This window comes from Paraburkholderia lebeckiae (assembly GCF_014201005.1).
Classification (GTDB): domain Bacteria; phylum Pseudomonadota; class Gammaproteobacteria; order Burkholderiales; family Burkholderiaceae; genus Paraburkholderia; species Paraburkholderia tuberum.
The window spans coordinates 32,712-54,107 of record NZ_JACHDK010000013.1 but is presented as its reverse complement, the minus strand read 5'-3'; the positions used below and the strand labels follow the sequence as shown (position 1 = coordinate 54,107).

22 protein-coding genes are annotated in these 21,396 nt (G+C 66.0%); 5 read left to right on the top strand and 17 right to left on the bottom strand.

Translation table 11 applies throughout. The features are described 5' to 3' along the window. Positions 1–7 precede the first annotated feature (7 nt). From HDG39_RS23070 to flgB, 8 genes are all read right to left on the bottom strand, one after another. Positions 8–1,177 carry a flagellar basal body P-ring protein FlgI gene (locus HDG39_RS23070; protein ID WP_026225507.1) on the bottom strand — a complete coding sequence of 390 codons (1,170 nt, stop codon included), beginning with the start codon at positions 1,175–1,177 and terminating at the stop codon, positions 8–10. Positions 1,178–1,179: 2 nt separating this feature from the next. Continuing rightward, the gene (flgH, locus tag HDG39_RS23065) at positions 1,180–1,878 is read right to left on the bottom strand and encodes a flagellar basal body L-ring protein FlgH (protein ID WP_184009085.1); all 699 of its coding nucleotides are present in this window, start codon (positions 1,876–1,878) and stop codon (positions 1,180–1,182) included. A 29-nt stretch (positions 1,879–1,907) separates the two neighbouring features. Continuing rightward, a complete protein-coding gene (gene flgG, locus HDG39_RS23060) occupies positions 1,908–2,696 on the bottom strand; it encodes a flagellar basal-body rod protein FlgG (protein WP_018418763.1) in 789 nt (262 codons plus the stop codon). Positions 2,697–2,802: 106 nt separating this feature from the next. Further along, positions 2,803–3,561, bottom strand: a complete 759-nt coding sequence (gene flgF, locus HDG39_RS23055; RefSeq protein WP_184008926.1) for a flagellar basal-body rod protein FlgF — start codon at positions 3,559–3,561, stop codon at positions 2,803–2,805. A 17-nt stretch (positions 3,562–3,578) separates the two neighbouring features. Then, positions 3,579–5,093: a flagellar hook protein FlgE gene (locus HDG39_RS23050; RefSeq protein ID WP_184008924.1), complete on the bottom strand. Its 1,515-nt coding sequence runs from the start codon at positions 5,091–5,093 to the stop codon at positions 3,579–3,581. 43 nt (positions 5,094–5,136) lie between these two features. After that, positions 5,137–5,859 carry a flagellar hook assembly protein FlgD gene (locus HDG39_RS23045; protein ID WP_184008922.1) on the bottom strand — a complete coding sequence of 241 codons (723 nt, stop codon included), beginning with the start codon at positions 5,857–5,859 and terminating at the stop codon, positions 5,137–5,139. A 10-nt stretch (positions 5,860–5,869) separates the two neighbouring features. Further along, positions 5,870–6,295: a flagellar basal body rod protein FlgC gene (flgC, locus tag HDG39_RS23040; protein ID WP_026225509.1), complete on the bottom strand. Its 426-nt coding sequence runs from the start codon at positions 6,293–6,295 to the stop codon at positions 5,870–5,872. 129 nt (positions 6,296–6,424) lie between these two features. Next, positions 6,425–6,925, bottom strand: coding sequence for a flagellar basal body rod protein FlgB (flgB, locus tag HDG39_RS23035; protein WP_090802505.1), 501 nt, complete (start codon positions 6,923–6,925; stop codon positions 6,425–6,427). Positions 6,926–7,143: 218 nt separating this feature from the next. Here flgB and flgA point away from each other — a divergent pair, with 218 nt between their 5' ends. The 5 genes from flgA (at position 7,144) to HDG39_RS23010 (ending at position 10,577) form a co-directional block, all read left to right on the top strand. Next, on the top strand, positions 7,144–8,619 hold the full coding sequence (gene flgA / locus HDG39_RS23030) for a flagellar basal body P-ring formation chaperone FlgA (protein WP_184008920.1): 1,476 nt from the start codon (positions 7,144–7,146) through the stop codon (positions 8,617–8,619). Positions 8,620–8,796: 177 nt separating this feature from the next. Next, positions 8,797–9,156 carry a flagellar biosynthesis anti-sigma factor FlgM gene (gene flgM, locus HDG39_RS23025; RefSeq protein WP_184008918.1) on the top strand — a complete coding sequence of 120 codons (360 nt, stop codon included), beginning with the start codon at positions 8,797–8,799 and terminating at the stop codon, positions 9,154–9,156. Between the two features lie 94 nt (positions 9,157–9,250). Then, positions 9,251–9,697: a flagella synthesis protein FlgN gene (locus HDG39_RS23020; protein ID WP_018418771.1), complete on the top strand. Its 447-nt coding sequence runs from the start codon at positions 9,251–9,253 to the stop codon at positions 9,695–9,697. A 290-nt stretch (positions 9,698–9,987) separates the two neighbouring features. Beyond that, entirely contained in the window at positions 9,988–10,170 is a 183-nt protein-coding gene (locus HDG39_RS23015; protein ID WP_184008916.1) for a type II toxin-antitoxin system HicA family toxin, read from the top strand. After that, complete coding sequence (locus HDG39_RS23010) at positions 10,167–10,577, top strand: type II toxin-antitoxin system HicB family antitoxin (RefSeq protein ID WP_090802498.1); 411 nt, start codon at positions 10,167–10,169, stop codon at positions 10,575–10,577. The genes HDG39_RS23015 and HDG39_RS23010 overlap by 4 nt, the downstream gene beginning before the upstream one ends. Before the next feature lie 93 nt (positions 10,578–10,670). Here the strand turns inward: HDG39_RS23010 and HDG39_RS23005 are convergent, their stop codons facing one another. The 9 genes from HDG39_RS23005 to cheY all read right to left on the bottom strand — a co-directional run bounded on the left by HDG39_RS23005 (position 10,671) and on the right by cheY (position 21,343). Continuing rightward, positions 10,671–11,405, bottom strand: a complete 735-nt coding sequence (locus tag HDG39_RS23005; RefSeq protein WP_018418774.1) for an RNA polymerase sigma factor FliA — start codon at positions 11,403–11,405, stop codon at positions 10,671–10,673. 30 nt (positions 11,406–11,435) lie between these two features. After that, positions 11,436–12,305 carry a MinD/ParA family ATP-binding protein gene (locus HDG39_RS23000; RefSeq protein WP_184008914.1) on the bottom strand — a complete coding sequence of 290 codons (870 nt, stop codon included), beginning with the start codon at positions 12,303–12,305 and terminating at the stop codon, positions 11,436–11,438. Then, entirely contained in the window at positions 12,298–14,259 is a 1,962-nt protein-coding gene (flhF, locus tag HDG39_RS22995) for a flagellar biosynthesis GTPase FlhF (RefSeq protein WP_184008912.1), read from the bottom strand. Before flhF ends, HDG39_RS23000 begins: the two co-directional genes overlap by 8 nt. Positions 14,260–14,507: 248 nt before the next feature. Continuing rightward, positions 14,508–16,610: a flagellar biosynthesis protein FlhA gene (flhA, locus tag HDG39_RS22990; protein WP_184008910.1), complete on the bottom strand. Its 2,103-nt coding sequence runs from the start codon at positions 16,608–16,610 to the stop codon at positions 14,508–14,510. Continuing rightward, entirely contained in the window at positions 16,607–17,842 is a 1,236-nt protein-coding gene (flhB, locus tag HDG39_RS22985; protein WP_184008908.1) for a flagellar biosynthesis protein FlhB, read from the bottom strand. The genes flhA and flhB overlap by 4 nt, the downstream gene beginning before the upstream one ends. Before the next feature lie 177 nt (positions 17,843–18,019). Further along, complete coding sequence (locus tag HDG39_RS22980) at positions 18,020–19,333, bottom strand: DUF3443 domain-containing protein (RefSeq protein ID WP_184008906.1); 1,314 nt, start codon at positions 19,331–19,333, stop codon at positions 18,020–18,022. A gap of 14 nt (positions 19,334–19,347) precedes the next feature. Beyond that, positions 19,348–19,893 (bottom strand): DUF2844 domain-containing protein, encoded by a 546-nt coding sequence (locus HDG39_RS22975; RefSeq protein WP_184008904.1) that lies wholly within the window; start codon positions 19,891–19,893, stop codon positions 19,348–19,350. 342 nt (positions 19,894–20,235) lie between these two features. After that, positions 20,236–20,946: a protein phosphatase CheZ gene (cheZ, locus tag HDG39_RS22970; protein WP_184008902.1), complete on the bottom strand. Its 711-nt coding sequence runs from the start codon at positions 20,944–20,946 to the stop codon at positions 20,236–20,238. A 1-nt stretch (position 20,947) separates the two neighbouring features. Next, complete coding sequence (cheY, locus tag HDG39_RS22965) at positions 20,948–21,343, bottom strand: chemotaxis response regulator CheY (RefSeq protein WP_018418782.1); 396 nt, start codon at positions 21,341–21,343, stop codon at positions 20,948–20,950. Positions 21,344–21,396 lie beyond the last annotated feature (53 nt).

The following is a 21,396-nucleotide window of genomic DNA, read 5'->3' as shown; positions in this document are numbered from 1 at the left end:
GTGCTCCTTAGATGATTTCAAGGTCGGCGCGCAATGCACCGGCTGCTTTCATGGCCTGCAGGATCGACATCAGATCCGCGGGCGTCGCGCCGAGCGCGTTGAGCGCCTTCACCACTTCGGCGAGGTTCGCACCGGCGTTCACGAGTTTCAGCGAGCCGTTGTCCTGCTTCATCTGGATCTGCGACTGCTGCGCGACCACCGTGCGGCCGTTCGAGAACGCGCCCGGCTGGCTCACCACCGGCTGCGTATTGATCACGACCGACAGATTGCCGTGCGCGACCGCGCAGTTCTGCAGCGTGACCATCTGGTTCATCACGATCGAGCCGGTGCGGGCGTTCAGGATGACCTTCGCGGCGGCCTGCCCGGGCCGCACTTCGAGGTTCTGCAATTGCGCCATGAACGAGACCTGCTGCTGCGGATCGGCCGGCGCGCGCAGCTGGATCGTGCGGCCGTCGAGCGCGGTCGCGGTGCCGCTGCCGAACGCGTTGTCGATCGCCGCGACGACGCGCTGCGTGGTGTCGTAGTCCATGTCGTTCAGGTCGAGCTGCATGGTGCCCGCCTGCGACACCGCCGTCGGCACCGAGCGCTCGACGATCGCGCCGCTGGTGATGCGTCCCGCGGCGAGCTGGTTGACCTGCACCCTGCTGCCGTTCGCGCTCGCGCCCGCGCCGCCCACGGCGACGTTGCCCTGGCCGAGCGCATACACCTGGCCGTCGGCGCCCTTCAGCGGCGTGAGCAGCAGCGTGCCGCCGCGCAGGCTCTTTGCATTGCCGAGCGACGACACCGTGATGTCGATTGCTTCGCCCGGCCGCGCGAACGGCGGCAGCACCGCGGTCACCATCACCGCGGCGACGTTCTTCAGCTGGATGTTCGACAGCGACGACTGCGAGTTGCTGGAGCCCGCCGCCTGGTTGTTGATCGAGATGCCGAGGTTCGCGAGCATGTTCGCGAGCGTCTGCGTCGTGAACGGTGTCTGCGTGGTCTGGTCGCCGGTGCCGTCGAGGCCGACCACGAGGCCGTAGCCGATCAGCGGGTTGTCGCGCACGCCCTGGATCTGCACGAGGTCCTTCAGGCGCTCCGCGTGCGCTGGCGTCGCGGCCGGCAGCGCCGCGCAGGCGAGCGCGACGAACATCAGCGCTCGGCCCGCGCGCGACAGCGTGTTGAAGACAGTACCCATGATCACCACGGCGACACGTTGAGGAAGAACCGCTGCAGCCAGCCCATGGTCTCCGCTTCGTCTATGTAGCCCTTCGCGGAGTATTCGATTTTCGCGTCGGCGACCTGGGTCGAGTACACGGCATTCAGGCTCGAAATCGTGTTGGGATTGACGACGCCCGAGAAGCGCACGAACTCGTTGCCCTGATTGATCAGCATCTGCTTCTCACCGCTCACGATCAGGTTGCCGTTCGCCTGCACGCCGGTCACGGTCACCGTGATCGTGCCGTTGAACGTATTCGACGCATTCGCGCCGCCGGTGCCGGCAAAGCCGTTGGTGCCGGCCGCGCTGAGGTTGGTCTTGGCGAACAGTCCGCCGAGGAAGCCCGCGGTCGGCACGTTGAAGTTCGTGTTGCCGTTGCGGTTCGCATTCGCGCCCGACGACTTCGTCGCGTTGATGTTCTCGGCGATCACGATCGTGATGATGTCGCCCACGTTGCGCGGCCGCTGATCTTCGAACAGTGGACGGCCCGCGTAGCCCGGGTTGTAGATCGAGCCCGGCGCCTGCGCCTGCGGCGGCACCGGCGGCAGCGCGCTCATCGGCTGTTGCGTGATCGGTTGCTTCGGCACGAGTGCGCAGCCGCCGAGCGCGGCGAGCAGCGTGAGCTGCACGAGCGCCTCGGCCGTGCGCGAATGAACCGGAGTGCGAGTGGAGTGCGACATCATCGTTTACCGCCTTAAATTTCCAGTCCTCAAACCTGCATCTGGCTCAAGGTCTGCAGCATCTGGTCGGAGGTCGTCACGGCCTTGCTGTTGATTTCGTACGCGCGCTGCGTCTGGATCATGTTCACCAGCTCCTGTACGACGTTCACGTTCGACGCTTCCACGTAACCCTGGTTGAGCGTGCCCGCGGCGTTCAGACCCGGTTGCGACACGTTCGGCGCACCCGACGACGCGGTCTCCGCGAACAGATTCTCGCCCTTCGAGTCGAGACCGGCCGGGTTGATGAAGGTCGCGAGCTGCATCGTGCCGAGCTGCTGCGTGTTGCTCGAGCCGGCCACGGTGATCGACACTGCGCCGTCGCTGCCGATCGTCAGCGAGGTCGCATTGGTCGGGATCGTGATCGCCGGAATCACCTGGTAGCCGCTCGACGTGACGAGCTGACCCTGCGCGTTGGTCTGGAACGAGCCGTCGCGCGTGTAGGCCGTCGTGCCGTCGGGCATCTGCACCTGGAAGAAGCCCGCGCCATTGATCGCGACGTCCTTCGAGTTGCCGGTCTGCTGCAGGTTGCCCTGCGTGTACAGACGCTCGGTCGCGACCTGTTGCACGCCGGTGCCGAGCTGGATGCCGGACGGCAGTTCGGTTTGCTGCGTCGAGTTCGCGCCCGGCTGGCGGATGGTCTGGTACAGCAGATCCTCGAACACCGCGCGCGAGCCCTTGAAGCCGTTGGTGCTGACGTTCGCGAGGTTGTTCGAGATCACGTCCATCTGCGCCTGTTGCGCATTCATGCCGGTGGCGGCGATATACAGTGAGCGGTTCACTTATGGTTCTCCAATGTCGGGCGGAGTTGGCGCTTTAGCGCTTGCTCCGGACCCATGCAAAGCTGTCTCGGAGCGCGCCTCGTAGGGCGCCCCGCGCGGCAATCCGTTAGCTGAAGCTGAGCAGCTGGTTGGCGGACTGATCGTTCTTGTCGGCGTTTTCCAGCAACTGCGTCTGCATCTGGAACTGGCGCGCGTTGGTGATCATCGAGACCATCGCGCTGACCGGATTCACGTTGCTGCCCTCGAGCGACGCCGGCGCGAGCGTCACGGTCGGATCGGCGTCGGCGGGGTTGCCGTCGGCGGTGCGAAACAGACCGTCATCGCCGCGCGTGAGCGACTGCGGATCGGGATTGACCAGCTTCAGCTGATCGACGGTGACCACAGCGGTGGGCGGATCGCCCGGCGTCAATGCCGACACCGTGCCGTCCTTGCCGATCGTGATCTGTGCGCCCGGCGGCACCGATACCGGCCCGCCGTTGCCGAGCACGACCTGATTGGTCGCGTTCACGAGCTGGCCGTTTTCGTCGATGTGCAGATTGCCCGCGCGCGTGTAGGCCTCGTTGCCGTCGGCGGTCTGCACCGACAGCCAGCCCGGCCCCTGAATCGCGACGTCGAGCGGATTGCCCGTCTGCTGGATCGGCCCCGGCGTATAGTCGGCGCCCGGTGTCGACGACAGCACGAAGGTGCGGGTCGTGTCGTCGTTGATCGTGCTGCCGTCGCCGAACGACATCGGCACGGCACGGAAGGTTTCGAGCTGCGCGCGAAAGCCCGTGGTCGACGCGTTCGCGAGGTTGTTCGCGACGATCGCCTGCTGTTCGAGCGCCTGGGCGCTGCCTGACATCGCGGTGTAGATCAGCCGATCCATGAAGAGGTCCCGTTCGCTTACAGGTTGATCAGGGTCTGGTCGACGGCCTGCTGGGTCTTGATCGTCTGCGCGTTCGCCTGATAGTTGCGTTGCGCGGTGATCAGGTTGACCAGCTCGCTCGTCAGATCGACGTTCGAGTTCTCGACCGCGCCGCCTTGCAGCACGCCGTGATTGGTCGAGCCCGGCGTCGAAATCTGCGCGACGCCCGAGGCAGCCGTCTGGCCGTACTCGTTGTTGCCGAGGTCGACGAGGCCGTTCTGGTTCGAGAAGTTCGCGAGCACGATCTGGCCGAGCGCCGCGGTCTGGCCGTTCGAGTAGTTGCCGGTCAGCGTGCCGTCGGAGCCGACCGTGAAGCTCGTCAGCGTGCCCGCCGCATAGCCGTCGGTCGACAGGCTGTTCACGCCGTCCTTGCCGCCGTACTGCGTGGTGCCGGCCATGTTCAGCGTGACGTTCTGCGGCGTGCCCGAACCGTCGGTGGTCGGAAGCGACATGGTGAACGCGCCGAGCGTCGCGGTCGCGAGGCCGGTCGTCGCGTCGGTCGTGCTGACCAGCGTGCCCGATGAATTGAAGTTCGCCGTGCCGATCAGGGTCGCGGTGCCGGTCGACGGGCCCGCGTATACGTTCCACGTGCCCGAGCCCGTCTTCGCGAAGTACATGTTGACCGTCTGCGAGCCGCCGAGCGTGTCGTAGACGGTCGTGCTCGTCGAGTAGTTGTAGGTCGACGAGCTGCTCTGGTTGAACGTGGTCGGGTTCTGCGTGATCGTGTAGCTGTCGGTGGCCACCGGCGTGCCGCTGAATGTGATGCTCTCGCCGTTGCCGAGCGTGATCGCGGTGCCGGACGTGTAGGTCTGCGACGCCGTGGTCGTGCCGAGCGTGTTGTCCGTGACCGTGTAGGTGGTCGGGCTCGTGAAGTTGATCGTGTAATTGTCGGTGTTGGTGCCCGCTGCCGCGTTGGTGATCGTCGCGCCGGTCGTGCTCAGTGTGCCGGTGTTGCCGGCGCCCGGCGTCGCCGTCGGCGCGCCGAGCATGATGTTGTCCTGCGCGTTCAGGTTCAGGCCCGCGGTGATCGAGGTGGTCGCCTGCGGCGCGATGTTCGCGGTCGGCACCGTCAGCGGCACGGTCTGCGCGGTGTTGATGATGCCCGAGCCATTGGCCGCGTAGCCCATCAGATCGAGGCCCTGCGCGTTCGTGATGAAGCCGTTCTTGTCGAGCTGAAACACGCCGTTGCGCGAATAGGTCAGCGTGCCGTTGTTCGACATCTGGAAGAAGCCGTTGCCGTTGATCGCGACGTTCAGTGCCTGGTTCGTCGTCGTGAGCGTGCCTTGCGAGAATTGCTGCTGCACTTCGGACAGTTGCGTACCGATACCGATCTGCTGGCTCGTCGCGGTCGCGACCGAATTGGCGTACATGTCGGCGAATTCCGCGGTGCCGCTCTTGAAGCCGACGGTGTTGGCGTTGGCGATGTTGTTGCCGATCACGTCGAGATCGCTCGACGACGCCGACAGACCGCTCAAACCTGTTTGGTAACTCATGACGTACTCCGTATCTGTAAAGTCGTAACTGAATGGATCCGGACTACAGGATCGCCGCGACGCCGGTCAGGTCGACCGTCGAGCCGTTCGACAGCACGAGGCCCGGCGTGCCGCTGCTCTGCTGGACGACGCTTTCCACCGTCGCGCCGGTGAGCGTGGTAGCCGTCGCCTGCTGGCCGTTGATCGTGCCTGTCGCGGTGATCGTGTAGGTGCCGTCGGCGAGCGTGTTGCCCGCCGAATCGGTCGGCGTCCAGCCAACCGGAATCGTGCCGGCCGACTGCTTGCCGAGATCGAGCGTGTTGACGATCGTGCCGGCCGAGTTCTTCACGACGATCTGCAGGTCGCTGACGGAGTTCGCGAGCGTGACGCCGAACTCGTTCGTCTTGCCGCTCGACACGGTGATCGAGTTGCCCGGTGCGAGCACGGTCGAACCGATCAGCAGCGCGGCCTGCGACTGCTGGCCCGCCGACAGCTGCGTCGACAGCGAGGTGAGCGACGTATTGAGCTGGCTGATGCCCTGCACCGTGCTGATCTGGGCGAGCTGCGAGGTCATCTGCGAGCTGTCCATCGGATTGGTCGGGTCCTGGTTCTTCATTTGCGCGACGAGCAGTTGCAGAAAGGTGTTCTGCAAGTCCGCCGCCGACGTGCCCGACGTGCTGCTCGTCGAGCCGGTCGCGCTCGAGCTGCTGCTCGTGCCGTTCATCGTGTCGAGCAGCGTCTGCGAAACGGTCGTGCCGCTGCCGCCGATCGTGGTGTTGGTGGTCAAGGCTCTCTCCTCAGGTTCCGATCGTGAGCGTTTTCAGCATCAGGGTTTTGGCGGTGTTCAGCGTTTCGACGTTGGCCTGGTACGAGCGCGAGGCCGAGATCATGTTGACCATCTCCTGCACCGGGTCGACGTTGGGCAGCGTCACGTAGCCGTTCGCGTCGGCGGCCGGATTGCCGGGTTCGTACGCGGTCTTCATCGGCGACGGATCGTCGACCACGCCGGTCACCTGCACGCCGCCGACCTGCTGGCCGGAGCGTGTGCGCGCGCCGCCGAGCGGGCTCACCGCGAACACGACCTGCTTGGCCTTGTACGGCTGACCGTCGGGACCCGTCGTGCTGTCCGCGTTGGCGAGGTTCGACGCCGTCACGTTGAGCCGCTCCGACTGCGCCGACATCGCGGAGCCCGCGACACCAAAAATATTCATCAGGGATGGCATGTTTCCTGACCTCTCCTGCCGGTTCGCACCGGCTTTACGTTAAGTCCCGTAGCGTTTCTGTTCGTGCCTGCGTGCTGCCTGTATTCAGCTGCTTTGCGCTCTGCTTGCGTGCCGTGCGGCGGGCCGGGCTTACGACGAGCCCGACGTGATCGCCGACAGCATCGTCTTGATCTGGTTCGACACGACCGTCATACCCGACTCGAAGTGCACCGTGTTGTCGGCGAACTGCACGCGCTCGGTATCGACGTCGACCGTGTTGCCGTCGAGCGCCGGCTGCAGCGGGATCCGGTATTGCAGGTTGCCGTAATCGTCGGGGCTGCCGCCCGTCGCCGTCAGTGTGGCCTTACCGCTCATGTGGCCGGCCTCGGTCGTGTTCATCGACATGCCGCTCGTCACGCCCGCGGGTTGCGTCATCGCGAGCGTCGAGCTGTTCGATGCGCCTTGGCCCGCGGTGCTGCCGCCCGTCTTCTTCAGCGCGCCGGCGAGCGACGACGCGAAGTCGATATCGCGCGCCTTGTAGCCGGGCGTGTCGGCGTTCGCGATATTCGACGACAGCAGTTCCTGCCGGTATGCGCGCACATCCATCGCCTGCCGGCCGAACGCGAATTCGGCATCGAGCTTGTCCAGCATCGGAATCTCCCGAGAACGTTTCCAAGGCCGTCCCGTGCGCGCATCGTGAGAGACACGCGGCGGGTGCGAAGGCCTTTTTGCATGTGATGCATCTTATGGGCCGGGCGCAAGCGGCAATCGGACGAATAACCGGGAAAGGGGGCTTCTATTCAACGTTTGCGCGAAAGGGGGGCTCACTAGAATGCAAGGCGTACCGATGCATTCGATGGAGACCCGCGATGGACCAGCCCACCAACACCCTGCCGCAGCCGGCGAGCGGCACGACGATGCGTCGCGTGGGGGGTGGCCGGGTCGATGAATGTGTCGATGATTCGGAGGGCGCGCTCGCCCAGCCGGTGCCGCGCTCTTTCTCGCGTTGCCTTGCGCATTGCCTGACGCGGGCGGCCGTCAACGTCGCGGTATGGGTTGCGGGCGGTATCGTGTTGCTGCCGGCTACGACCCAGGCGCAGGATGCGGGCGGCCCGATCGTGATTGCCGGGCCCGCCGAGAAAAATCCCGCCGCGCTGAACGATCTCGCGCAACGGATTCAGACGCCGGCGCAGCGCAGCGCGTCGGCGGCGTCGCTCGCGGCGGCGACCGCACAGTCGCTCGGCCGCGCGAGCGCGTCGCGCGACACCGATACCTTCGGGCGTGCCGCGAGCGCAAGCGGCGCGATCGTCATTCCGGGCGCGGGCGAGCCCGCTGCCGCCGCGCCGGCCATCATCCGCACCAACTTCAAACCGGACGCCATCGGCGTCGTGACGATTCCGCCGGCGGCCAGCACTGGGGCGTCGGGCGTCGCGCGCGTCAATGTCGAAGCGGGCCCGGCCGCCAGCGTCGCGAATCGGCGCGTGGTCGTGGCCAATGCGCCGCAAGGCGACGGTTTCGACAGTCTCGCCGCGCGCGGCGAGCCACCCGAGTTCGGCGCGAATGGCAAGCCGATCGCGGCCGCTGCGGCGCAGGCGGCGCATCCCGGGATCGCGAGAACGCCCACGACGTCGCCTGGCTCGCGCCAACCGGCGGCCGTCATTGCACAGAGAGCGCCGCAGACCGGTACCGCCGCGACGGCTGCGCAAGCCGCGCCGCTGCCAGGCCAGCAGGACCCGGAAGCGATTCACGCGAGCGCGCTCGCGTTCCTGCAACAGCAGGCCGTCGGCCTGCCCGGCAAAGCCGACATCACTGTCGCGCCCGCGTTTCCGCGCGGCCTCGCCGCGTGCACGTCGCTCGAACCGTTCATGCCGACCGGCGCGCGCCTGTGGGGCCGGCTGACGGTCGGCGTGCGCTGCGCGGGCGAGCGGCCGTGGACCATCTATCTGCAGGCGCGCATCTCGCTGCATGCGACCTACTACCTCGCCGCCCGCGCGATGGCGCCGGGCGAAGTGCTCACGGCCGCCGACCTCGTCGCGCGCGAAGGCGACCTGACCGGCCTGCCGCAGGCGATCGTCACCGACCCGTCGCAGGCGGTCGGCTCGGTCTCGCTCGCGCGGATCGCGGGCGGCATGCCGCTGCGCCGCGACATGCTGAAGAGCGCGTCGGCGGTGGTGTTCGGCCAGACCGTGCGGGTCATCGCGGCCGGCGACGGTTTCTCGATCTCGTCCGAGGGCAGCGCGATGAACAACGCGTCGCCGGGCCAGCAGGTGCGCGTGAAGACCGCCAACGGCCAGATCATCTCCGGCATCGTCAAGGACGGCGGCACGGTGGAGATCCAGATGTGAGCGGGCTGGCGGCAACGAGCACCGTCGAAACGGTCGGCGCCCCGGTGGCCAGGCCAGACGGACGGAGATTGAAAGGGGTAGATGGCCACCTGGCGGCGAGCCGGGTGTCGAACGATTGCGCTAAAGTTTTGATCAGCGGTTGCCGTTATCAGGATCAAATCGTTAGGGAAGCCAATCGTGAAAGTCGATCCCACCACCTCTTCAAATCTGCCGTCGTTGAAAGACGCTTTGTCCCGTTCACAGCAGGGCGACGAAGCCACGCCGGCAGCCAGCACCACGCAGGGCGCGACGAGCACGGCCGCGCCGGCCGCGAGCAGCGCGTCGGGCGACACGAGCGTGAGCCTGTCGGGTCTGTCGCAGCATCTGCGCAGCCTCGCGGCCTCCGGCTCAGCCGACATCGACACGGCGCACGTCGAGTCGATCAAACAGGCGATCAAGGACGGCACGCTGCAGATCGACTCCGCCAAGATCGCCGACGGCGTGCTGCAGACGGCGCGCGACCTGTTGCAGAACAAAACCTCGTCGACCGGCAACTGATCGGCATTTCGCCGCTCGGTGATCTGCCGGGCGGCGTCCGACCAACCCGGTTCGCGCGCCGTTCGCGAGCCAGTGTGCGTAGCGAGTTGTTGATATGAAAGACGCCCTCGTTGCTACCTTGATCGAAGAATATTCGACCGTCGAGGCATTCGCCTCCATCCTCACTCTCGAAACCAAAGCGCTGACGGCGGTCTCGCCGCTGGAGCAGTTGCCCGCGATCGTCGAGAAGAAAACCGAGCTGATCGGCGTGCTCGCGAGGCTCGAAGCCGCGCGCGACTCGCATCTGGCCGAACTCGGCTTTCCGACCGGCTGGTCCGGCATGGAGCTCGCGGCCAGCACCGACGCGCGCGTCGCGACGCAATGGAAGCTGCTGCAGAAAGCCGCGGATCGCGCGCGGCGCGTCAACACCAACAACGGCGAGCTGATCCGCGTGCGGATGGACTACAACGAGCGCGCGCTAAAGGCGCTGCAAGTCAACGTGCCGCGCAAGACGAATCTGTACGGGCCGGATGGACGAGTTCCGGCTTATTCGGGACTTTGATCGGCCCGCCTGCCCGGCCTGCAATCGAGCAATCTACGAAATGAATGAAACAGCCCGTCATCGACGGGCTGTTTCGTTTTCCGCCGCCGCTTTTCCACCCACTTCCCTGTCCGTTCCGCGCTGCGTTAGCCATTCGGCTAGCTGGCGCTAGTCCACCTCGTCACGTTGAAATGGTGACTTCGTTCGAGCTTTCGCCAACGCCGCGGCTTCGACATGGCCGCAATCCGGCGGGTGGAATCTTGTTTGCTCGTTAGTTTGTGTAGGCGTGTGTATAATAGAGGGTATGATGTATGAACAGTGCCGAGGTCGTCAAATTGATTCAAGCGAACGGCTGGCAGCTCGTTCGCACAGCGGGCAGTCACCATCATTTCAGGCACCCGGGAAAACGGGGGCTCGTGACCGTCCCGCATCCGAAAAAAGATTTGCCGGCCGGCACGCTGAACAGCATTCTGAAACAGGCGGGGCTCAAATGAAGCATCTGATCTTTCCGATCGCCATCGAACCCGGAGACAACACGCACGCGTTCGGCGTCGTGGTGCCCGATATTCCAGGCTGCTACTCCGCGGGCGACACACTCGAACAAGCGTATGTGAACGCGAAAGAGGCAATCGAATCGCATCTCGAAACCTTGCTCGACGAAGGGCTGCCACTGCCCGAGCCTCTCACGCTAGGCGAGCATCGGCGCAATCCCGAGTTCGCGGGGTTCACATGGGGTTTCGTGACGACGCGCAATATTCCGGCGTTGAAGAAGGCGGTTCGCATCAACATCTCGCTGCCCGAAGTGCTGGTGCAGGAGATCGACGCGTATGCGCAGGCGCGCGGTATGTCGCGCTCGGCGTTTCTCGCGCTCGCCGCCGAGCATGAGATGGCGAACGCCTGAGCAACGGTAGGCGGCACAGGCGCGCATCGGCATCGGCGCACCGCCGCATTTGAAAGCAGCGCTTGAAAAACGGCGTGCTGCGCCGCGGTGGCGTCAGTTCGTTTCGGCGTTCGCCCAGGCCATTTCGCGCAGTCGGGTGCGCAGGCGTGCCACGGCCTGGCTATGCAACTGGCACACGCGCGATTCGCTGACTTCCATCACCGCGCCGATCTCGCGCAGATTCATGCCGCGCTCGTAGTACAGCGACATCAGCAGCTTCTCGCGCTCCGGCAAGCGGTCGATCGCTTCGATGAGCGCCGAGCGCAGGCTGTCGTCGAGCAGCGCCGAGAGCGGGTCGGAGTGATCGACGCAGTAGCGGTCCAGAAAAGGTTCGTCGTCGGCGGAGCGGTCGAAGTCTTCGTAGTAGATCAGCTGGCTGCCATGCAGGTCCTGCAGCATCGACTGATATTCCTCGAGCGGCATTTGCAGGTGCTCGGCGACCTCCGCCTCGCTCGCCGAGCGGCCGAGGTTCTGCTCCACCTTGTGCACCGCTGATTCCACTTCGCGCGACGTGCGGCGCAGGCTGCGCGGCAGCCAGTCGTTGCTGCGCAGCTCGTCGAGCATCGCGCCGCGAATCCGCTGGCTTGCATACGTCTCGAACTGCGCGCCCTGGTCTTCCTTGTAGCGGCCGGCGGCATCCAGCAAACCGATCATGCCGGCCTGGATCAGGTCGTCGAGATCGACGCTCGCCGGCATTTTCGCGACAAGCTGCAAGCCGAGTCGACGCACGAGCGGTGCGTACTTCGTCAAAACTTCGGCCTGAGAAATCTTTCCCTGAGCGTTGTACATCGTGCTCCCCTTGTCCTTCGTGCACGCCTTTTAAGCGTGATGCGCGGACGGTTGGTCGGCGTGGTGCGCCGCTGTAACTGTCGCAGGCGCCCGCCAGGGCGTTTGCGACGACATCGCTGGCCGCATCGGCCAGTACTGCAATTCGGCGGCGAGATGGCGGAAGTCGCGCGCGGCCGGTGTCGACGGGAACGCGTCGACCACGCAGCGCGACAGCTCGAGTGCCCGTGCGATGCGCACGTCGGCCGCAATGCAGCCGGCGTTTTCCAACGCGACGGTCAGGTAACGGCCGGCCACGCCGGCGAGATTCGCGAACGCGGCTTGCGCGTCGTTGGCGCTTTGCACGTGATTCGCGAGCACGCGCAACTGCGCGATTGCGTGTGCGTAATGCAAACGCTTGATGCACGCATAGGCCTCGGTGATCGCCTCGCCCGACATGCGCGCGACGATCATCACGTCATGCGCCTGCTTCGCGAGCGGCGACAGATGCCCTTCGTCGTCGAGCTGCGCGTCGATCAGCACGATATCGGCCGAGCCGCCGAGCAGCGCACTGAGTTCGGCCTCCGTATGCCCCTCGCGGTTGTTGCGCGAGGCGGACAGCACCGAAAAGCCGAGCGCGTGACGCGCGGCGGCGAAATCGACCGGGCTCTCGCCGCGCATCACCGCCGCGAAGTTGCCCGCGCCGCGCAAGCCGCCAAGCATCGCGCTCACCGATCTCTCACCGACGCATTCGTCGATCACCAGCACGTCCTTGCCCTGCTGTGCGAGCGCCGCGGCGAGGTTGACCGCCACGGTCGTACTGCCGACGCCCGACGACGCAGCCGCCAACGCGATCACGCGCGCGCCGCCCCGCGCGAGCAGCCGCCGCAACCCTTCGGCTTGATCTGAAACGAACTTATCCAAAGCGAACCTCGTGCAGCTCGGCCGTCGAACGTGCGGACAGCGAGGACAGCAACGCGGGGATGTCGTCGTCGTGCGGCACGAACGGCGAGTTGTCGCGCGGAATGCAGAAGGTGCTCTTGATCAGGAATTTTTTCGTCGCGACGTAAAGGTTCTCCGGCACCTTCTGTCCGGTCGATACGTAATGCACCGGCAGCTTGTAGCGGATCACCGTATCTAGCACGCCGCCGAGGTTGGTCGCTTCGTCGAGCTTGGTCAGAATGCAGCCGGCGAGCGGCTGCTGGTCCGGCGCGCGCTGATACGCCTGCACGACTTCGTTCAGCGTGTCGCCGTGGCTCGTCGCGTTGAGCAGCAACAGACGCTGCACCGGCTGGCCGGCGCGGCTTAGCATCGCGATCTGGTCGGACACGAGCCGGTCGCGCTGGCTCATACCGATCGTGTCGATCAGCACGATGTGCTTGTTGCGCAATTCCGAGAGCGCGAGCTGCAGATCGGCGCTGTCCTTCACCGCATGCACCGAAACGCCGAGAATCTTGCCGAAGATGCGCAACTGTTCATGACCACCGATGCGGTAGCTGTCGGTCGTCAGCAGCGCCACCTTGCTCGCGCCGAAGCGCATCACGCAGCGCGCTGCGAGCTTCGCGGTGGTCGTCGTCTTGCCGACGCCGGTCGGCCCCATCAGCGCGAATACGCCGCCGCGCTCCATCAGCGCGTCTTCGTCCTCCATCACCGGCAGGTTCGACTCGAGCACCGAGCGCACCCAGTCCATGCCGCCGTCCATCGTGTCGACATCTTCGGGCAGGTTGTCGACCAGCATCTGCACGAGCTGCGCGGAAAAGCCGGCGGCGAACAGATGCTTGGTGAGCGCGGCGCGTGCGGGACTGCGGCGCTGTCGATCGCCCCACAGCAGACCCGCGAAGTGCTCTTCCATCATGTCGCGCATCGACGACAGCTCGTTCATCACGGTGTCCTTGACGACCTGCTCCATGCGCCCCTTGATCGCTTCGGCGACGGCGGACGGCGTGCGGCTTTCGTCAGTAGCGGACGGCACGGGTGCGATCTTCTGAGCGGCGCGGCGCGCGGCGACTTCGGCGGCTTCGCGCGCCCAGTCGGGCGTGTCGAGCAGCGGCGGCACGGCGGCCGGCCGCGCGTCGACCGCGCTGCCGAGGCCTTTGGCGGTCGCGACGGCGGGCGTCATCGCGGCGGGACGCGCGCTGTATTGGCCGCTCTGTTGCTGCTGCTCGGCCGCGATGCGGCGCGCGTGATCGATGAGCCACGGATTCGACTCCGCCATCGTGCGCGGCGCGGCGGCTTCGCTCGATGCGATAGCCGGCGGTACCGGCCCGCCGGCAGCTTTCAGCAAATCCGCGCGGATGTCTTTCGACAGGCGCGCGGCCGCGGCGCGGGCGCTCGCGCCGGAAGGCGTGGCGGCAGCGGCGCCCGTGGCCGGTGCGTTGAACGATGTGGCCGCGCTGGAGGCCGACTGGCTCACGGCGGGCGCGGCGCCTGTCGCGATGGCCGCGGACGCGCCGGTCGTGCCCAGCATCGCCGGGGCGACTGGCGGATTGCCGGGCAACGCGGCGGCCATGAAATCCGCAGCCGCATTCGCCGGCTCGATCGCCGGCGTCGCTTCACCACCCGCTTCCGGGCTCGCGCCGAACACCGACGAAAACACGTCCGGCATTGCGCTCGCGTACGGATTCGTCGGCGCCGCGAACAAGCCGCGCGGCGCCAGCGTCGATGCCGCACCTGAGCCCGTGCCGAGCGCCGCGGCCTGCGCGCCTTCGCGCGCTTTCGGCGTGATCGCGGCGAGATCGCTATCGGCGAGCGCGACGATTTCGACGCTGCCGTCGTCCATCGTGCGATTCGACAGCACGACCGCATCGGGGCCAAGTGCTTCGCGAACGAGACGCAGCGCGTCGCGACTGGTAGCACCGACAAATTTACGAATGTTCAAGCTGGACCCCCGATGAGGTATACGGACTGACGGACCGGCAATACACCGCTTCCCATTGCGATCAATTATTGCGAAAGGCGTCGGGCGACGATCGATGGATAAAGACCGTTAAAGGTGGGTAATTCGCGCGATGGACACACCGCAGACGCATCGTTCGACGAGCCTGGGAGAGCCGTGCAAACGCAAACCGGCGCCCCATTGGAGCGCCGGTTTGCGTTGTATCGACAGCCGCGAGCGAGCGACCTTCGTCAGCCGTGCGCGCCGATCAGATTGACCACCTTGACGTTGCGCGTATCGGGCACTTCCGCATACGAGAGCACCTTCAGCTGCGGCAGGCTGCGGCGCAGGAAGCGCGCGAGCATCGGCCGCAGTGCGTGTTGCACCAGCAGCACCGGAGCGAGGCCAAGGTTCTGCTGACGCGTCATCGCTTTCTGCGTTTCGGTGAGCAGCGTGTTCGCGAGACCCGGTTCGAGGCCCGGGTTCGGTCCGGTCGATAGCGCCTGCGACAGCACCCGTTCGAGGTTCGCGTCGAGGCCCATCACCTGCATGTCGGCGGTGCCGGGGAACCACTGCTGCGTGATCGCGCGGCCCAGCGCGAGCCGCACCGCGGCGGTGAGGTCGTGCGGGTCGGTGAGCTTGGTCGCGTGTTCGGCGAGCGCTTCGAGGATCGTGCGCATGTCGCGAATCGGCACGCCTTCTTCGAGCAGGTTCTGCAGCACCTTTTGCAGCGTGGTGAGCGGCAGCATCTTCGGCACCAGATCGTCGACGAGCGACGCCGTGTCCTTCTGCATCCGCTCGACCAGCGACTGCACCTCGCGGCGGCCGAGCAGCTCCGACGCGTGCGTGACGACGAGGTGATTCAGGTGCGTCGCGATCACCGTGCTCGAATCGACGACCGTGTAGCCGTATACCTGCGCCTGTTCGCGCAGATTCGTGTCGATCCAGATGGCGGGCAGGCCGAACGCCGGGTCCTGGGTCGGCGTGCCCGGCAGCGCGGCCGATACCTGGCCCGGGTTGATCGCGAGCCACTGGCCCGGATACGCCTCGCCCGAGCCGACCTCGACGCCCTTCAACGCGATCCGATAGCCGTTCGGCCGCAATTCGAGGTTGTCGCGGATATGAATGACCGGCGGCAAGAAACCGATTTCCTGCGCGAACTTCTTGCGGATGCTCTTGATCCGCTTGAGCAGCTCGCCGTCCGAGTTCTTGTCGACGAGCGGAATCAACCGGTAGCCGACTTCGAGACCGAGCGTGTCGATCATCGTCACGTCGTCCCAGCTCGCCTCGGCGTTTTCGACCGGCGCCAGCGCGGCCGGCGCGACGTCGACGAGCGCCGGTGCGTTCTTGCGCTCCTCGGTGCGCTTCTTCATCGTGCGGCCGAGCTGGATCAGGCCGCCGCCGAGAATCAGGAACGCGAAGTGCGGCATGCCCGGGATCAGGCCCATCAGCACGAGAATGCAGCCGGTGATCATCAGCACGCGCGGGTTCGTGAACAGCTGGCCGGTCAGCTGCGTGCCGATGTCCTCGTTGGTCGCGACGCGCGAGACGATCACGCCGGCCGCCGTCGAAATCACCAGCGACGGAATCTGCGCGACGAGGCCGTCGCCGATCGTCAGCAGCGTGTAGTTCTTGCCCGCCGCGGCAAAACTCATGTCGTGCTGGACCATCCCGACGATCAGCCCGCCGATGATGTTGATCACCATGATCAGGAGGCCGGCGACCGCATCGCCTCGCACGAACTTGCTCGCACCGTCCATCGAGCCGTAGAACTCGGCTTCCTGAGAGATCTCCTTGCGCCGCGTGCGAGCCTGCTCTTCGTTGATGAGGCCGGCGTTCAGATCGGCGTCGATCGCCATCTGCTTGCCGGGCATCGCGTCGAGCGTGAAGCGCGCGGACACTTCGGCGATCCGCCCCGCGCCCTTGGTGATCACCATGAAGTTGATCACCATCAGGATCACGAATACGACGATACCAACCGCGAAGTTGCCGCCCACGAGGAAGTGGCCGAACGACTCGATCACCTGACCGGCCGCATCGGGACCGGTATGGCCTTCGAGCAGCACGACCCGCGTCGAGGCGACGTTCAGCGACAGCCGCAGCAGCGTCGAGAACAGCAGCACGCTCGGGAACGCGGCGAAGTCGAGCGGCTTCATCGTGTACATGCTGACGAGCAGCACCATCACCGACAGCGCGATGTTGAACGTGAACAGCAGATCCAGCAGGAACGGCGGCAACGGCAGAATCATCATGCCGAGGATCATGCAGATCAGCACCGGCCCGGCGAGGGCGCGCAGGTTGGTGCTGCTCAGCGCATCCGGCCGTCGGGCGAGGAAACCGGCGCGAGCGTTCATGCGGAGGCTCCGTTGTTGTCGCCGCTAGTGGCGTCGTTGGGGTTGTCGTCGGTCGGGTTCAGCGTGTTGGCGGCTTCCTCGGCGGCGTCCTCGTCCGATACGCCGCCCTTGTCGAGTTCGGGCGGCACGTCGAGTTCGGTCGGCGCGACCGGCACGTCGCCGCCTTCGGCCTTGAAGCGGCGCAGCTGATAGACCCACGCGAGCACTTCCGCGACCGCGCCATAGAGCGGCCCCGGAATCTCGCGATTCAGATCGACGTTGTGATAGAGCGCACGCGCGAGCGGCGGCGCTTCGAGCAGCGGCACGTTGTTTTCGGCGGCGATCTCGCGAATCCGCGCGGCCACGAGGTTCACGCCCTTCGCGACCACCTTCGGCGCGCGCATCTCGCCATCCGTGTATTGCAGCGCGACCGCGAAGTGCGTCGGGTTCGTCACGACCACGTCGGCCTTCGGCACTTGGGCCATCATGCGGCGCCGCGCGATCGCGCGCTGCTGCTGGCGAATCTTGCCCTTGATGTGCGGATCGCCTTCGCTCTCGCGATGTTCACGCTTCACTTCTTCCTTCGTCATGCGCAGCTTCTTGTGGAACGACCACAGCTGGTACGGCACGTCGAGCGCGGCCACCGCGAACATGCCGGCCACCGTCATGCCGCAGCACACCGCGATCAGATGCACGGAGTTGGCGAGCGCGAGATTGAGCGGCTGCGTCGCGAGCGCGAGGAATTGCTCGTGGCGATTCCAGATCGCCGTGCCGCCGATCAACCCCACCACCAGCGTCTTCGCGAGCGACATGCCGAGCTGGATCGGTCCGTTGATCGAAAACATGCGGCCGAGGCCCTCGATCGGGTTCAGCCGGTTGAACTTCGGCTCGAGCGCTTTCCCCGACAGCTGCCAGCCGCCCAGCGCCATCGGTGCGAGCAGCGCGGCAAGTCCGGTGACGCCGAGTATCGGCACGAGCGCGTAGAGTCCTTCACGACCCGCTGTGCCCGCGCCGATCAGCATGCGGCTGGTGTCGAACGCGCTCGCGTGGTTGAAGGTGAGCGACGCACGCAGCATGTTCTGCAAATGCTCGCCGATGCTGCCCGACATGCCCCATACGCCGTAGAACCCCGCCGCGAGCAGGGCGAAGGTCGAGAGCTCCCGCGAACGCACGATCTGCCCCTCCTCGCGTGCCTTCTGCAGGCGCCGAGGGGTGGCGGATTCGGTTTTTTCGAGGTCGCTGTCCTCTGCCACAAAGCTCTCCAGTCGGCCGAGGCACGGCGCCTCTTTCCAGTGACAGCGATTATTCCTGCTCGACGCAAGCGCCGATCGGCGGATAAGGGCGGAGAAACCGGGGTATTTCGACGGATGAGCGGACGGCTCGCGCGTTTGTCACACGCGCGCCGTCCGGCATTGGATCGACGTGTCGCGTCAGAAGGCGACGTAAGGAGGCGCGCCGCTCGCGGTCTGATCGAGGTGGTAGTACACGTGGCGGCCGTAAAAGAACGGCAGACCGAGGTCGAAGCTGGTATTGGCGCCGATCTGGCCGGCGAGAGTGTTGAACGCGTAGTTGCTGCCGTTGGCGAACAGCGTCTGCGCGTTCACGATGCCGATGCTCGCGACCGCCGACACGTTGTTCAACCCGACCAGCGTGACCGTGCGGGTCTGCGCCGACGACGGACAATAGAAGCCCGCGAATTGGCTGGCGCACAGCGAGAGCGTGCTATCGCTGAAGAAGTACGCGTTCGAGCCGGAATCGAGGAACGCCTGGACGGTCTTGCCGTTGAAGGTGCTGTTGTTGAGGTCGCCGAATGCGTCGGTCGTGAAGACCTGCGCAGCGCCAAGCGGGTTGTTCCCCTGCGTGCCGATGCCGAACACCAGCGTGCCGGTCGCCGACGCCTGGCCGGTATTCGAGACCGGCGCCATCTGCACGATCACGCCGTTGTTGTCCAGCGGGAAGTTCGCGACAGGGTTGGCGACCTGTTGCGGAATCGGCACCGCGGTGCGCGTGCACGACGTGCCGTTCGGGCAGGCGAAGTAGTTGCTGTAGGTCGCCGCGTTCTCGCACGTCTTGCCGCAATCGGTCAGCGCGGTGCCGATGCCGAGAATGCCGTTCGCGCCGAGATCGCCGACCGTGTTTTCGGCCATGCCGCTGCCGCAGCCGCTCGTGGGCACCGTGCTCGCCGACTTGTCGCCGATGATCTGCAGCGGGATGCTGCTGGTCGTCGTTTCACCGCCGATCGTCACGATCGCGGTGCGCACCGAGCCCCACGTGTAACCGTCCGCGAAGGTCGCGCACTCGGCGAGCTGCGCGCCGTTGCTGCCAATCGTGCTGACCGGCAGCGCGCCGAGCAGCGTCGAATTGAGCGTGGAGCTGACCACGCGCAAGCCGAACGAGCCGGTGTCGACCTGGATATTGTCGATCTTCTGGCAGTTGCTGGTCGAGCCCGGCGCGCAGATCGTCACGCTGACGGTCGGAATGTTGATGACACCGGCCACACCCCGGCCGACCGTGATCGGCACGGTGTTCGACGCGTTCGCGGAGATCGGCTGCTGGGTCGGGCTGGCCGGCAGCGAACCGCCGTTCAGTCCGTTCGAGGTGTTGCTGCCATTGTTGGAACTGGAGTTGTTGTCGCTACCGCCGCCTCCGCCTCCGCCGCAGGCGACGAGCGTCGCCGTGAGCAGCACGGCAAGCGCGGCCTGCATCCAGCTTTTGATGTTCGCGGTCGTGAGCATGGTTCGCATCGTGGTCCTCGCCGTTACTGGATGTCGGAACCGCTGACGCCGGCCGGCAGCGCGGACGGCAGCCACGCGACGCCGCTGAACGCGCCCATGTGGCCGCCCGAACGCACCACCAGCCCGCTCTCGTCGACGGCGACCGGCCCCCGCGCGTTGCCGCGCGCGGCCCGCACGGCCTTCACGCCGGCCACGTACTGCGGAAAATAACTGCCGAGCAGATCACTGAGATCGGGCATTTGCGGACCATGCCACGAAATGCCGAATACCGCGCCGCTCGTGCTCAGATATTCGCGCACCACGGTGCCGTTGCCGAACGTGGTCTCGCGTACCGTGTAGGAAGCGGATGTGGTGGATGTGGACGATGCCGCGCTCGATTCAGAACGCATGACACTTTGCGCCGCGCCGCTGGCGGGCTGCACCACGCGGGACGACACCGAGGCGTCGGATGGGGGGGTAAGCGGCGCGCTGCCCAGCGCCGCATGGGCGGACTGCGCGGCCGTCAGGGCCAACAACGAACACGGCAACACGAGCGCCGTGACTCCGGCGCGACCAATACGACTCCACATGAGAAGCTCCTCCCGAGCCGCGGCACGCTTCGCCGATTGGGCGAAGCGGCCGCTTATAGGCAGATGATACGGCACCGCCGCGGCCGCAAACGCTGAGGGGGTCCGCCCTCACCGCGCGACCGCCCGGCGTCGCGCTAGCCGGGTGCCGTACCGCTTTGACCTCGTAGTATGCCTGCGGATTCTTTCAGCCGGCGCAAGGCGCGCCCGCGCGCGCGACTTACCCGCCTATTACTAACAGGAAACCGGACGGAAGATGGGTATTCGGCGCGCATTGAACGCGTGTTTGGCGCGAATCGCGGAGAAGCCAGCAGCCCGGCACGCCTGCCGGGCTGAATCAGTCGATCAGAAACCGAGGCTCGCGAGCAGATCGTCGACCTGCGATTGGTCTTGCACCACATCCGTCTTGCCTTCCGGATTGATCTGCGGACCGTTGAGCAGATGCTCGGGGCTGCCCGTCGACGACACCTCCGCCTTGAGAGCCGCGGCGTTCGCCGCGAACTGCTCGCGCCGCTCGAGCGCGATGTTCTCGACCAGCACGCCGAGCAGCTGCTGCTCGATCAGATAGACGACGTCGGTGATCTTCTTGATCACCTGGCCGGTCAGATCCTGGAAGTCCTGCGCGAGCATGATCTCCATCAGCTGCGAGTTGGTCGCGCTGGTCGCGTCGGGCACGCCGCGCAGGAAGGTGCGCGTGTCGTTCATCAGCGCGCGCACTTCCTCGCGCTCGATCGGCGCCGCGTACCACTGCTCCCAGCGCGCGTCGAGCGTGCCCGCGTCTTTCTGCAGCTGCTCCTGGATCGGCTTCGCGATGTCGATCGCCGACAGTACGCGCTCGGCGGCCTGCTCGGTCATGTTGGCGATGTACTTCAGACGATCGCGGGCATCGGGCACGGCTTCGGCCGCGCGCTCGACGTGCTTGTCGAGCCCGAGCTCGCGCATCGAATCGCGCAGCGTGCGCGTCAGTTGTCCGATGCGGGCAAGGATGCGGTCCGACGCGAAGTCGCCGCTGTCGTTGCCCGCTTCGGCGCCAGGCGTTTGGGTCGGCGGCGTCACATCAGCTCCCGGCTTTCGCCATCTTCTCGAGGATCTTGTTGAGCTTCTCGTCGAGCGTCGCGGCCGTGAACGGCTTGACGACGTAACCGCTCGCGCCGGCCTGCGCCGCCGCGATGATGTTTTCCTTCTTCGACTCGGCCGTCACCATCAACACCGGCAGGTGCGCGAGGCTCGCGTCGGCGCGGATTTCCTTCAGCATCGCGAGACCGTCGAGGTTCGGCATGTTCCAGTCCGAGATCACGAACTCGTAGCTGCCGCTGCGCAGACGCGCGAGACCGGCCGCGCCGTCTTCCGCCTCGTCGACGTTCGAGTAGCCCAGTTCCTTCAGCAGGTTGCGGACAATCCGACGCATCGTCGGAAAATCGTCAACCACCAGAATCTTCATTCCCTTATCCATTTCTTTCCCTTTGCTTGATCCATGTTGCGGCGCTCGGCCACGTCATTCCATCC

Excerpts from the sequence above, each read along its gene's own strand:
- flgC (WP_026225509.1), bottom strand. The coding sequence starts at position 6,295 with ATGCCATCCCTGATGAATATTTTTGGTGTCGCGGGCTCCGCGATGTCG.
- HDG39_RS23070 (WP_026225507.1), bottom strand. The coding sequence starts at position 1,177 with ATGGGTACTGTCTTCAACACGCTGTCGCGCGCGGGCCGAGCGCTGATG.
- cheY (WP_018418782.1), bottom strand. The coding sequence starts at position 21,343 with ATGGATAAGGGAATGAAGATTCTGGTGGTTGACGATTTTCCGACGATG.
- flgA (WP_184008920.1), top strand. The coding sequence starts at position 7,144 with ATGGACCAGCCCACCAACACCCTGCCGCAGCCGGCGAGCGGCACGACG.
- HDG39_RS22980 (WP_184008906.1), bottom strand. The coding sequence starts at position 19,333 with ATGCGAACCATGCTCACGACCGCGAACATCAAAAGCTGGATGCAGGCC.
- HDG39_RS22975 (WP_184008904.1), bottom strand. The coding sequence starts at position 19,893 with ATGTGGAGTCGTATTGGTCGCGCCGGAGTCACGGCGCTCGTGTTGCCG.
- HDG39_RS23015 (WP_184008916.1), top strand. The coding sequence starts at position 9,988 with ATGAACAGTGCCGAGGTCGTCAAATTGATTCAAGCGAACGGCTGGCAG.
- flgB (WP_090802505.1), bottom strand. The coding sequence starts at position 6,925 with ATGCTGGACAAGCTCGATGCCGAATTCGCGTTCGGCCGGCAGGCGATG.
- HDG39_RS23020 (WP_018418771.1), top strand. The coding sequence starts at position 9,251 with ATGAAAGACGCCCTCGTTGCTACCTTGATCGAAGAATATTCGACCGTC.
- HDG39_RS23050 (WP_184008924.1), bottom strand. The coding sequence starts at position 5,093 with ATGAGTTACCAAACAGGTTTGAGCGGTCTGTCGGCGTCGTCGAGCGAT.
- flgH (WP_184009085.1), bottom strand. The coding sequence starts at position 1,878 with ATGTCGCACTCCACTCGCACTCCGGTTCATTCGCGCACGGCCGAGGCG.
- HDG39_RS23005 (WP_018418774.1), bottom strand. The coding sequence starts at position 11,405 with ATGTACAACGCTCAGGGAAAGATTTCTCAGGCCGAAGTTTTGACGAAG.
- flgF (WP_184008926.1), bottom strand. The coding sequence starts at position 3,561 with ATGGATCGGCTGATCTACACCGCGATGTCAGGCAGCGCCCAGGCGCTC.
- flhA (WP_184008910.1), bottom strand. The coding sequence starts at position 16,610 with ATGAACGCTCGCGCCGGTTTCCTCGCCCGACGGCCGGATGCGCTGAGC.
- HDG39_RS23010 (WP_090802498.1), top strand. The coding sequence starts at position 10,167 with ATGAAGCATCTGATCTTTCCGATCGCCATCGAACCCGGAGACAACACG.